The organism is Mycobacterium sp. 48b (genome assembly GCF_048282725.1).
Lineage (GTDB): Bacteria > Actinomycetota > Actinomycetes > Mycobacteriales > Mycobacteriaceae > Mycobacterium.
The window spans coordinates 4,294,506-4,306,668 of record NZ_JBLVUL010000001.1 but is presented as its reverse complement, the minus strand read 5'-3'; the positions used below and the strand labels follow the sequence as shown (position 1 = coordinate 4,306,668).

Below are 12,163 nucleotides of genomic sequence, written 5' to 3'. Positions count from 1 at the left end.
GCGGGTCAATCAGCCCTCCGATCACCGGCATGCCGGGGCCGTCGTGCGGGCTTCACACCCTTGCTGAACGTCGGCTTGCCCCAATTGCCAAGCGCGACCCAGCATCCCGCCGGCGCGGCTATCGCATGGCTGCCGGGAGTCGAAAAGGTGGTGTCACGTTGCTACTATCTTACTCAGTAGTTGGTGGCCCGCCTGCTGTCGACGTTGCCGGTCCGGACAGGTTGGCGAGGCATTGCCATCTAGCCAATTTATCGTAATATTGCAATGTATGCATGAATTGCGAAGGGCCGCGGCCTGGGGGATGGGGCGATGACTGACAAGCTGCCATTGGACATCGACGGGTTGCTGCCCGACAGTGACGATCGTTGCGTTGACCGATTAGTGCGCGATCTGACGGCCGATTCCCGTATTGAGCATGCCCACCTGCTCGCCGACGCCGGCACGTCGAGGCTGTGCGTGCACTACGACTCGGCGATGACCGCCGCCGATGTCGAGCAGCACACCCGCCGCATCGCGTCCAATATCGATGCCCAGTACGGGCATTTGCGTTGGGCCGCTGCAGACCTCGCCGCGCGTCCGGGAGACATTCAATCGCTGGTCGGCCGACTCGATGCGCTGCCCGGAGTGGTGGAGACCAGCACCGAGACCGACGGTTTGCGAATCGAGTTCGAGCGTGACCGGATCACTGCCGACGAACTGGTGGCCGTCATCACCGGTGGCCATACCCCCTCGCCTGTCGCCGCCCCGGTCGAGGAAGACCACGGTGATCACGAGCACGGCTGGGGGATGATCTTCGGCGAACGCAGTGAACTGATTTTTGCCGGCCTGTCAGCGCATCCTTGCTCACCGGCTTCCTGCTGGCATCGTTTGCCGATACGCCGCGCAGCGTGGAGATGGTCTTCTACGGGCTCGCTTTCGTACTCGGTGCCTTCTTCACCGCGCAGGAAGCGTGGCAGAGCGTGCGCGCCAAGCGCTTCGAGATCGATTTCTTGATGCTGGTGGCGGCCGCCGGCGCGGCCGCGTTGGGCGAGGTCGCCGAAGGGGCGCTGCTGCTGTTCCTGTTCAGCATCGGCCATGCCCTGGAGGGATACGCGATGGGGCGCGCGCGGCGCGCCATCGAGGCTCTGGCCGATCTTGCTCCCAAGACGGCCCTCGTGCGCCGCGACCGGACCGGCGAAACCGTCGAAGTTCCCGTCGAGCAGCTGCGGGTCGGTGACGTCGTGGTAATCCGGCCCAACGTGCGTATCGCCGCCGATGGCTTCGTCGTCGCCGGCACGAGCAGCGTGGACCAAGCACCCGTCACTGGTGAAAGTGTTCCAGTCGACAAACTGCCCGTTACCGATGTGCGCCAGGCCTCAGCCGCACCCGAGCAGGTGGACAGCTCCTCGCGGGTGTATGCCGGCACGATCAACGGTGCCGGCGCCATCGAGATCCAGGTCACCCGGCTCGCGGCCGACTCGACGCTGTCGCGCGTGGTCCGGCTGGTGTCTGAGGCTCAGGTTGAGGTGTCTCCCACCCAGCGTTTCACCGATAGGTTTCAGCGGGTCTTCGTGCCGGCCGTGCTCGTCGTGGTGGGCTTGTTGCTGTGTGCTGGGTGGGTCATCGACGAGCCGTTCAGCGCGACGGTTTACCGGGCGCTGGCAGTCTTGGTCGCGGCCAGTCCGTGCGCCCTGGCCATCGCCACACCGAGTGCCGTTCTGTCGGCGGTCGCCCGCGCTGCCCGCAGCGGTGTCCTCATCAAAGGTGGCGCCGCCCTGGAGACACTGGGCCGCGTCGATGCTGTCGCGTTTGACAAGACCGGAACCCTCACCCAAGGGATGCCACGTATCGCCGACGTCGTCGTCGCCGACGGTGCCGACCGCACTGAACTGTTGGCGATCGCCGTGTCTGTGGAACAACAGAGCGATCATCCACTGGCACGCGCGATCGTGCGGGACGGCTCGACTCTGTTGGGCGACAACGAGCTTCCACGCGCGACCGATGTACAAGCGGTGACCGGCCGTGGCGTGACCGCCGACGTGGAGGGCGTCAAAGTCCGGATCGGCAAGCGGGAACTGTTCGACGAGGCCGACGAGCTGCCCGCCACGATGGCTGAGGACATCGCGGCGCTGGAGCGATCCGGCCGCACCACCATGCTGGTTCGTGCTGGGGGAAGGTGGCTTGGTGCCATCGGGGTCATGGACACCGCGCGCGGCGAAGCTGTCGATGTCGTCGGGCGCCTCACACAGCTCGGCGTCAAGACCACGGTCATGTTGTCCGGTGACAATCAGCGAGTAGCCGACGCGGTCGCGGCCGAGATCGGCATCCTGCAGGCTCGGGGCGACCTGATGCCCGAAGACAAAGTCACCGAGATCAAGCGTCTACGCGACCAGTACGGCCTCGTGGCGATGGTCGGTGACGGTGTGAACGACGCCCCAGCGCTGGCCTCAGCAAACGTCGGAATCGCCATGGGGGCTGCGGGATCCGATGTCGCGCTGGAAACCGCCGATATTGCGCTCATGGCTGACGATCTGAAAGCACTCCCGTTCGCCGTCAAGATCAGCCGACGATCGAACAGGATCATCGCGCAGAACTTGTGGGCGAGCCTAGGCGTGGTGGCTCTGCTCATTCCCGCAACGATCTTCGGTCTGGGTATCGGTCCAGCGGTGCTTATCCATGAGGGGTCCACACTCATTGTGGTGGCGAACGCGCTGCGGCTTCTTGCGTTGCGTGAGCAAGGCTGATGGAACCAGACCTGCAGCTGGTGGGATTCGCGGGCCGGTCGGATCCGGCGGGGGAGCAATGACAGGCGCGCACATGTCGGCAACTGCGGTTAGCCGGTGGATTGTGCTGGGCAGTGTGCCGGTCGTCGCGGTGATGCTGGTGATGGTGGTCCCCAGGGTAGGTGTCGCGACGGTGGGCGACGCCGGCATCGTGGCGCTCGGGCCGGTGACGACGACGGGCCAGTTGGTCGGATACTGGGCAGCGACGCTGGCCGGCGCGTTTTGTCTGGGTGCGCTCGTGTGGATCGTGGTCACCGCCAAGCCCAGTGCCAGCGGCCGCATCGACGTCGCCGCGTTTGGTGTTCACAGGTGGATCGAACGCGTGGCCATCCTGTGGGCGGTGTGCTCAGTGGCGATGGTGCTGCTTGTCTCGGCGGCCGAGGCCGGGATACCGATCGGAAAACTGGTCCGCCGAGTCGATTTCGTCAATGCGATCGTGGCGTCAGAGGCCGCGCTGGGATGGTGCGTCACTGCGGGCTGCGCCGTCGTGCTGGCCGTATGGATACGATTCACGTTGCGTTGGATCGGTCATTGCCTGGCCTTAATGCCTGCCGCTGTCGCCGTGGTTGCGGTGCCGGTGACCGGTAATGCCGGGCAGGGCCCCGATCACGACATCGCGACAAGCGCTGTGATCGTGTTTGCGCTGGCGCTGGCGGTCTTGACCGGCACCACGATGGTGGCGGCCCTCAACCGAGACGTTCCGCACCGAATCCGGGTCCTGCACGTCGTGTGCGCAGCAGTCGCTGTGGGTTACGGTCTGCTGCTGGCGACCCTGGGATTGGGGGGCACGCCGATCTGGGATTCCAGATACGGGTGGGCAGTGCTGGCGGCGGGGGCCATGCTGATGCTGGTACTGCTCGTTGACGGTGCTTTGTTAGCGTTTGGCCGCGCTCGGGCGGGCCCGGTCGACATTGGGTCTGCGGTCGCGCTGGTCGTCGCCGGTGCGGCGGTGGCGGTGGCCTCGACCAGTATCCCGCCGCGGTTTGCCACGCAGGAGTTCTCGACGTGGGACATTTTCCTGGGCTACCAGCTCACCGATGCGCCCGACGTCGTGGGCTTGCTGACGGTATGGCGCTTCGACCCGTTTATCGGGACCGCGGCCATCGTGGCTGCACTGAGCTATGTCGTCGCCGTGGCTCTGCTGCGCCGCCGCGGGGATCACTGGCCGGTGGGACGCACCATCGCCTGGACCCTGGGTTGCGCAGCCTTGCTGATCACCACGAGCTCCGGAGTGCGGGCCTACGGCTCAGCGATGTTCAGCGTCCACATGGCCGAACACATGGCGCTGAACATGTTCGTCCCCGTGCTCCTGGTGCTCGGCGCACCCGTCACCCTCGCGCTGCGGGTGCTGCCCACCGCGCCGAAAGGTGAAACGCCTGGACCCCGCGAGTGGCTGGTGTGGTTCGTGCACGCGCCCGTGACCCGGTTCCTATCGCACCCGGTCACGGCGTTCCTCCTGTTCGTCGGATCGCTGTACCTCGTCTACTTCACCCCCCTGTTCGACACCCTGATCCGGTATCACTGGGGCCACGAGCTCATGAGCGTGCACTTCCTGCTCACCGGCTACCTGTATTACTGGGGCATCATCGGCATCGACCCCGGACCGCGGCGCCTGCCCTTCCTGGGGCGGCTCGGGCTCCTGTTCGCCGTGATGCCCTTCCATGCCTTCTTCGGTATCGCCACGATGACGATGACCTCATCGCTGGGTGAGAGCTTCTACCGGTCCGTCAATCTGCCCTGGCTGCAAAACATTTCAGACGACCAACACCTCGGCGGCGCCATCGCATGGGGTTCCAGCGAGCTGCCGGTGATCATCGTGGTGATCGCCCTGGTGACCCAGTGGGCACGCCAAGACCGCCGAGCGGGCGCGCGAGACGACCGCCACAGCGACCGCGGGTACGACGACGAACTCGACGCCTACAACGCGATGCTGCGTGAGCTCGCCCGAAACCGGCGCTGAATCGCAGCTCTGGCACCGCTACCAGAGGTGCGCAGCCGGCAAGCCTGCCTAGTTGCGGCGTGTGGTCGCCGCCTGGGCGCCGCAATCGCATCGTTTCGTTCAGATGCTGGCAGCCGGGCCATAAGCCGCCACCGATCCCGCCCGCACCGATGCCATCTGTGTTCACCGCCGAGCAAGTACCTTTGCCCGAGTGCCATCGTCTGACGCCCTAGCCGCCTCGGTGCGCGGTGCTGACTGCAGGCGCGCAAAAAAACCCCCGCCCATGACCGCCTCAGCCGATGGGTGAGGACTCCTGCACGCTGTGTGGAACTGTGCGCGTGCGAAGTACGTACTTGTATAGTAGAACGGGTTGCAGGTCGGTGCTCCTCTTCTGCGCGGGCAAGATGGTCTGACGCTACGGCGCACGACCCGCGATCGATCGTTATGGAGGTTGTGTTGGTGGCCGAAGCGCCCCAGTCGCAGGATTCGTTTATCGCGCGATCAACTGCGTTCCGGCAGCACCGGTGACATGCGGCAGCGCTCTGAGCAGGTTCGGGCCGAGCGGACGCTGCGTTTGGACCTCGCGGTGACGGTCGTGGGTCCGGCCACCGCACCCGGTGAAGCCACCCGGGTGATGTTCACCGATGCGACGCCGAACTGGCGTGGCGCGGTCGGGATCTGGACCCAGACCGCTGCAGGCACTGGGGAAGCACCGTGAAATCAATCGACGCTCACCTGTCCCGCCGCCAGTTTGTCGGGCTGACGACCGCAGCGGCCGGACTGCTGACGATCGGCGCCTGCGCCGAAAACTCCTCTCCACAAGAACTATCGGGTAGGGGAGGCCAGCCGGTCTATACATTGCCCGACCTCGACTGGGATTACGGTGCACTAGATGTAACTCCCAGACAGGTTGTGAACGGCGTGGTGAGCGGAAGTAGGTGAGGACCTCCGGTATCGGTGTGGTTACCAAACACGCACATCCGATTACCGAGAGGTCCTCATGGTCCACGCTAATGCTTCGTTGACTCCTCGTGGGCGGTTGCGGCTTGCGCAGGCGGTTGTTGATCAGGGCTGGAGTTTGCGGCGCGCGGCTGAGCGGTTCCAATGTTCGGTGGCCACAGCCAAGAAATGGGCCGACCGTTATCGCGACGGTGGCGAAGCAGCGATGGTAGACCGGCCCAGCCGGCCGCATCGCAGTCCGTTGCGGTTGCCGAAACGACGTGAGCGGCGCATCGTCAACCTGCGCTTCACCCGGCGCTGGGGCCCACATCGCATCGCCGCTTACCTGCACCTGCCACGCTCGACCGTTGAGGCGGTGCTGCGCCGCTACCGGATGCCATTGCTGCGGCACCTGGACCAAAACACCGGGTTACCGGTACGCCGGCCCAAACCCCGCCGCTATGAGCACCCGGCTCCCGGCGACTTGGTCCATGTCGACGTCAAGAAACTGGGCCGCATCCCCGACGGGGGCGGCCATCGCAAGCTGGGTCGCCAAGCCGGCCGGCGCAACCGCTGCGGCATGGGATACACGTTCTTGCACCACGCCGTTGATGACCACTCCCGGCTGGCCTACTCCGAGGACCTCACCGACGAACGCAAAGAAACCGCCGCGGGATTCTGGAAACGCGCCAACGCGTTCTTCGCCGACCACGGCATCACCGTCAAACGAGTGTTGACCGACAATGGATCCTGTTACCGGTCAAAGAATTTCGCTGAAGCGCTCGGCCCCGACATCACCCACAAGAGGACCCGGCCCTACCGGCCACAGACCAACGGCAAAGTCGAGCGATTCAACCGCACCCTGACCACCGAATGGGCCTATGCGCAGACCTACCGCTCTGAGGCCGAACGCGCCGGAACCTACCAGCACTGGCTGCATCACTACAATCACCACCGACCCCACACCGGCATCGGCGGAATGACACCAATCGAGCGCCTACGCGTTCACAACCTACCCGTGAAGAACAACTAGAGCCGCATATTTCCGGTGAGATCAACGAGTTGCATCACGCCAAGCATCACGCGACCTATGTCAACGGTGCCAACACGGCCCTCAAACAGCTCGACGACGCGCGGTACAACAACGACTACGCCGCGATCGTGTTGCATGAGAAGGATCTCGCCTTCAACCTCGGGGGACACATCAACCACAGCATCTGGTGGAAGAACCTGTCCCCGGACGGCGGCGGCACGCCGGCGGGGCCGCTGGCGGCCGCTATCGACGAGCACTTCGGCTCCTTCACCCTTTTCCGTGATCAGTTCGCTGCCGCCGCCAACGCCGTACAGGGATCGGGATGGGCGTGGCTGGGCTATGACACCCTCGGGCGAAAGCTGCTGACTTTTCAGATGTATGACCAACAGTCGAACGTGCCGCTGGGCATCATCCCGCTCCTGGGGTTGGATGTTTTCGAGCACGCCTACTATCTCCAATACAAGAATGTCCGCGCCGATTACGTGGCGGCGTTCTGGAATGTGGTCAACTGGCCTGACGTTCAACGTCGATTCGATCTCGCCGTGTCCCGATCATCCGGCCTGATCTTCCCCTGACGTGGTAAAAACCAGGACCCTACCGACGCGCGGTCCTTCCTGGCCGATCTGCGCTCGGGCGTCGTTGATGCCGCTGACGCACCTGTGCGCACCGCAGCGCTGCATGTGTGGTCGTGCCGGCGCGGCCACCTGCCGTTACTACGGCATCAGCCGCAACGTGTTCCGCCGGTACGTCCTGGGCGGATCACCGCTACAGGTCAGCGAGCCCGTGGCCAGTCTGACCGTGATGGTCGCCGGCGTTCTCACAGAAACGCGGAATGCTCGCAGCTCCGTGGATGATCGCACGGTGTGAGTGGGGAAGTGATTATGTGCCCTGCGCCGCCGTGAGCGGCGCACTGCCGATGTCATTGTCTGGCCGCCGATCCCCGCAACTACGTAGTACGGCAGTACGTATGAAGTACAGTTGTTATCAGCGAGGTGGTGACGGAGACTGCGAGCGCTGATCGCGGTTGCAGACACGCTTGTCCCCGATACTGCACGGCCCGCGATCGATCATTACGGAGGATCTCTTGGTAGCCGAAGCGCCCCCAATCGGAGAACTCGAGGCACGTCGTCCTTTTCCGGAACGGATGGGCCCCAAGGGCAACCTGATCTACAAGCTCATCACGACGACCGATCACAAGCTGATCGGCATCATGTACTGCGTCGTCTGCTTCGCCTTCTTCTTCATCGGCGGTCTGATGGCGCTGTTCATGCGTACGGAACTGGCGATGCCCGGGTTGCAGTTCCTGAGCAATGAGCAGTTCAACCAGCTGTTCACCATGCACGGCACGGTGATGCTGCTGTTCTACGCCACCCCGATCGTGTTCGGGTTCGCCAACCTGGTGCTCCCGCTTCAGATCGGCGCGCCCGACGTGGCGTTCCCGCGGCTGAACGCCCTGTCGTTCTGGCTGTTCCTGTTCGGCGCGCTGATCGCCCTCGGCGGCTTCATTACGCCGGGCGGTGCCGCGGACTTCGGCTGGACGGCCTACTCGCCGCTGACCGACGCCATCCACTCGCCGGGTGCCGGCGGTGACCTGTGGATCCTGGGTCTGGCCGTCGGTGGTCTTGGCACCATCCTCGGTGGCGTCAACATGGTCACCACCATCGTCTGCATGCGCGCGCCCGGCATGACCATGTTCCGGATGCCGATCTTCACCTGGAACATCCTGGTGACCTCGATCCTGGTGCTGATCGCGTTCCCGATCCTGACCGCCGCGCTGTTCGGCCTGGCCGCCGACCGCCACCTGGGCGCGCACATCTACGACCCGGCCAACGGCGGTGTCCTGTTGTGGCAGCACCTGTTCTGGTTCTTCGGTCACCCCGAGGTGTACATCATCGCGCTGCCGTTCTTCGGCATCGTGTCCGAGATCTTCCCGGTGTTCAGCCGCAAACCGATCTTCGGTTACACCACCCTGATCTACGCCACCATCAGCATCGCGGCCCTGTCGGTCGCGGTGTGGGCGCACCACATGTACGCCACCGGCGCGGTCCTGCTGCCGTTCTTCTCCTTCATGACGTTCCTGATCGCGGTCCCGACCGGCATCAAGTTCTTCAACTGGATCGGAACGATGTGGAAGGGCCAGTTGACCTTCGAGACGCCGATGCTGTTCTCGGTCGGCTTCCTGATCACCTTCCTGCTGGGTGGCCTGTCCGGTGTGCTGCTGGCCAGCCCGCCGATCGACTTCCACGTAACCGACAGCTACTTCGTCATCGCGCACTTCCACTACGTGCTCTTCGGCACCATCGTGTTCGCCACCTATGCGGGCATCTACTTCTGGTTCCCGAAGATGACCGGACGTCTGCTCGACGAGCGCCTGGGCAAGCTGCACTTCTGGCTGACCTTCATCGGCTTCCACACCACCTTCCTGGTGCAGCACTGGCTCGGTAACGAGGGCATGCCTCGTCGCTACGCCGACTACCTGCCCACCGACGGCTTCACCACGCTCAACGTGATCTCCACGATCGGTGCCTTCATCCTGGGCATCTCGACGCTGCCGTTCGTGTGGAACGTGTTCAAGAGCTGGCGCTACGGCGAGCCCGTGACGGTCGACGACCCCTGGGGTTACGGCAACTCGCTGGAGTGGGCGACCTCCTGCCCGCCGCCGCGGCACAACTTCACCGAGCTGCCCCGGATCCGTTCGGAGCGCCCGGCGTTCGAGCTGCACTACCCGCACATGGTCGAGCGGATGCGCGCCGAGGCCCACGTGGGCCGCACGCATCACCCAGAGCTCACACCCAACGCGCACACCTCTGCATAGGCCGCACCACAGTCGGTGCGAGGCCAGAAGACAATCGAAACCAGTGCCCGCTCAACACCTCTCGGGATGAGTGTCAACACCTCAGACACATGGCAACGGTCGGGCCAACCCGCAAACAAAATCCGGGATTCAACGGCGATGCCCGAACCGCCGGCATCACAGCGGCGGATCGGGCAATCGCAGAAGAGATTTCGCATCGTGTACGGCCGAGAAGGACTATAGAAATCGACTCGGCCACAGGTAACGCCGTTTGGACTTGGTGATGGTGACCGGTGTAGGAATCACGGCCCCGATAGCGCCCGCCCTGACTCGCGCTGCAAGAGTCGGGGACTCACGGCCCTACGGCTTGCAGGCAAGGTCGACGTAGACGGTTGGTGATGCCGGAGGTTGATTGCGAACGCCCGCCCGGATGGGCGGATTCGTTAGTTGAGACGCCTTACGTCCGGGGCGGACAGCTTTCACGGTGCATTGGTCGATGGGCCCGTCGCCAATCTTGCTGATCATGACGTGGAAGCCTTGCGCCTGCAACATGCCAATGGTGGCCTGCGCACTCTGCTGCGCGGTGGGCGCCGCTCCGGCCGGGCCCGCCAGGCCCACCGCGACGATGCTCGCCGCGGCGCCGACAAGAAGTGACGTTGTCTTACGGCGCTTTCGATAGGTCATCGAGATTTCTCCTTTCGTCGGGGTTCAACCGACGCATTGCCTGGGCCATTAACCTCGTGGCCAGAATATGTTCAGGTCGGCCAACCAATGCGATATTCATATCGAATGCCTTTCTAACGGCTCCGAACAATACAGACGCATATCATTTACCTAGCATTCGTAAATCATCGTCCTGTCGACAACGTGTCAACAACCAACAATTGGCTGCTCGGCGGTGTCAAAATATGTGAAAAATCCTGGCCTGCAACCGGATGCGCTCCTGGGCCAAGCTCCTGGCGACCGTCGAGGTAATCAGCCGGTCCGCACTTTTCCGCGACGCGACCGGTGATGTGGATGAACGTCATAGCACTGCGTCAATTGGTCCCAATGCTGCAACGACGCATTATCGGTCACTCATTGGCCATTTCGATGCGACACCTCAACCCGAAGTTCGCAGGGGATAGCTCCGGTGATGGCGGGCCTCCGGCTTGTTGTTGGCACCAAGCGGGGATGCAAATCTCGCGGTCGGCAAGGAGGTTGCCGCGAGTCCGACGACGGCGGTGCTCACAACGGAGGATCGGCGCCGGCAGTCGATCACAGTGATCGTCAAGACTGCCGGCACACGCTCGCCCATGCGGATGGCCAAGCGCAGCCCCAGGGGCCCCGCCCAACCAGCGGGGAATAGCGTGTGTGCGGGATGCAGGATGAGGCCGTCTACCGGGTGGTCTCAGATCGAGGATGGGGTCTCGTTGAAGCCCTCCGGTTCGCATTGCATCGTGATGTGAGTGATCGAGTATTCGCTTGCCAACACGTCGCGCACCGCTTGCAGAACGGCGGCGTACTCACCGTCGGGCGCAACCACGATGTGCGCCGTTGCGGTTTCCATACCCGCGGTCAGCGTCCAGACGTGCAGATCGTGTACGGCACGCACACCCGACACCTTCTCCAGCTTGCGTTGGACCTCGTCCACGTCGAGCCCCCGCGGGGCGAACTCCATGATGATCCAAAACGCCTCGCGCATCAGCGCAGCGGTGCGGGGCAAGATGAACAGGCCGATCGCGGCACCGACAATCGGATCGGCATACCGCCACCCCGTTACGGTCACGATGACCGCCGCGACGATCACGCCGATCGAGCCCAACATGTCCGACAGCACCTCTAGGTAGGCGCCCTTGACGTTGAGGCTCTCCTTGGCCCCAGCGGTGAGCAGCCAGAAGCTCGTGGCGTTGACCGCCAGCCCGACTACCGCAACGATGAGCATCGGCACACCCAGGACGTCCGGCGGCTCCCGGAACCGCTCGTATGCCTCATACAGGATGTAGCCCGCTACACCGAACAGCAGCAGACCATTGCCCAGTGCGGCAAGCACTTCCAGCCGGTAGGTGCCATAGGACCGCTGACCGGTTGCGGGGCGCCGAGCAAAGTAGATCGCCGCCAGCGCCATACTGATCCCCAGTACATCGGTGCCCATGTGCGCGGCATCAGATATCAGAGCCAGCGAGCCGGTGATGATTCCACCGATCAGCTCGACCAAGAGGTAGCCCCCGGTGAGCGCTAGCGCTGCCCATAACCGCTTGACGTGTTTGGCGCTCGCCGAGACGGCCGAACCGTGCTCTTGTCCTTGCCCCACGACCCGCCTCCCTAAAAAACGCGGACAGGGCCCGCGGTGAAATCTCTTGGCGGTCTTGACTGCCTCGTCCAGTGGGCCAATCCTAATGGTCGCCCGCTCGCTGTCATGGGATCACGGGGATCGAATTGGCACTGCGGTAACGCGCACCAACATCGAAAGCCGTTGTGCACCTCAAAAAGCGATCTCGACTGACCGGACCAGCCCAGCAACGTGGCGCCGACCAGCACCAGCAGTCGGTAGGGACATCACCGCACGGTTTCACACACACGGTCGGTCAACTCCGCGATGGCCATCGTCTCGTTGACTGCGATGTCGCAAGAATCCGCGGTCGGGATCCACGTGCAACCCGTCACGGGCCTGGCCGGGAGCGTCCGCCGCAGCGGGCGGCCGCCCCGCTCTACTG

At 63.9% G+C, this 12,163-nt stretch carries 9 protein-coding genes and 1 pseudogene; 8 read left to right on the top strand and 2 right to left on the bottom strand.

Going from position 1 to position 12,163, the window contains the following annotated elements; translation table 11 throughout:
* The first annotated feature begins 309 nt into the window (after positions 1-309).
* The 8 genes and pseudogenes from ACNQR1_RS21270 (at position 310) to ctaD (ending at position 9,488) form a co-directional block, all read left to right on the top strand.
* A pseudogene (locus ACNQR1_RS21270) lies at positions 310-2,723 on the top strand (heavy metal translocating P-type ATPase).
* Positions 2,724-2,781: 58 nt separating this feature from the next.
* Positions 2,782-4,722: a cytochrome c oxidase assembly protein gene (locus ACNQR1_RS21265; RefSeq protein ID WP_264010416.1), complete on the top strand. Its 1,941-nt coding sequence runs from the start codon at positions 2,782-2,784 to the stop codon at positions 4,720-4,722.
* 508 nt (positions 4,723-5,230) lie between these two features.
* Positions 5,231-5,419, top strand: a complete 189-nt coding sequence (locus tag ACNQR1_RS21260) for a hypothetical protein (RefSeq protein ID WP_019344409.1) — start codon at positions 5,231-5,233, stop codon at positions 5,417-5,419.
* Entirely contained in the window at positions 5,416-5,643 is a 228-nt protein-coding gene (locus tag ACNQR1_RS21255) for a twin-arginine translocation signal domain-containing protein (protein ID WP_418047742.1), read from the top strand. The genes ACNQR1_RS21260 and ACNQR1_RS21255 overlap by 4 nt, the downstream gene beginning before the upstream one ends.
* Before the next feature lie 58 nt (positions 5,644-5,701).
* Entirely contained in the window at positions 5,702-6,673 is a 972-nt protein-coding gene (locus tag ACNQR1_RS21250) for an IS481 family transposase (protein ID WP_047328144.1), read from the top strand.
* 8 nt (positions 6,674-6,681) lie between these two features.
* Positions 6,682-7,248, top strand: coding sequence for a superoxide dismutase (locus ACNQR1_RS21245; protein WP_418050438.1), 567 nt, complete (start codon positions 6,682-6,684; stop codon positions 7,246-7,248).
* Between the two features lie 67 nt (positions 7,249-7,315).
* Positions 7,316-7,540, top strand: coding sequence for a hypothetical protein (locus tag ACNQR1_RS21240; RefSeq protein ID WP_043368143.1), 225 nt, complete (start codon positions 7,316-7,318; stop codon positions 7,538-7,540).
* Between the two features lie 217 nt (positions 7,541-7,757).
* Complete coding sequence (gene ctaD / locus ACNQR1_RS21235; protein WP_047040680.1) at positions 7,758-9,488, top strand: cytochrome c oxidase subunit I; 1,731 nt, start codon at positions 7,758-7,760, stop codon at positions 9,486-9,488.
* A 339-nt stretch (positions 9,489-9,827) separates the two neighbouring features.
* Here ctaD and ACNQR1_RS21230 read toward each other — a convergent pair whose 3' ends face one another.
* Together ACNQR1_RS21230 and ACNQR1_RS21225 are read right to left on the bottom strand one after the other, a co-directional pair.
* Positions 9,828-10,151 carry a hypothetical protein gene (locus ACNQR1_RS21230; RefSeq protein WP_019348707.1) on the bottom strand — a complete coding sequence of 108 codons (324 nt, stop codon included), beginning with the start codon at positions 10,149-10,151 and terminating at the stop codon, positions 9,828-9,830.
* 706 nt (positions 10,152-10,857) lie between these two features.
* The gene (locus ACNQR1_RS21225; RefSeq protein WP_019348708.1) at positions 10,858-11,760 is read right to left on the bottom strand and encodes a cation diffusion facilitator family transporter; all 903 of its coding nucleotides are present in this window, start codon (positions 11,758-11,760) and stop codon (positions 10,858-10,860) included.
* Positions 11,761-12,163 lie beyond the last annotated feature (403 nt).

Excerpts from the sequence above, each read along its gene's own strand:
- ACNQR1_RS21265 (WP_264010416.1), top strand. The coding sequence starts at position 2,782 with ATGACAGGCGCGCACATGTCGGCAACTGCGGTTAGCCGGTGGATTGTG.
- ACNQR1_RS21260 (WP_019344409.1), top strand. The coding sequence starts at position 5,231 with ATGCGGCAGCGCTCTGAGCAGGTTCGGGCCGAGCGGACGCTGCGTTTG.
- ACNQR1_RS21250 (WP_047328144.1), top strand. The coding sequence starts at position 5,702 with ATGGTCCACGCTAATGCTTCGTTGACTCCTCGTGGGCGGTTGCGGCTT.
- ACNQR1_RS21240 (WP_043368143.1), top strand. The coding sequence starts at position 7,316 with ATGCCGCTGACGCACCTGTGCGCACCGCAGCGCTGCATGTGTGGTCGT.
- ACNQR1_RS21230 (WP_019348707.1), bottom strand. The coding sequence starts at position 10,151 with ATGACCTATCGAAAGCGCCGTAAGACAACGTCACTTCTTGTCGGCGCC.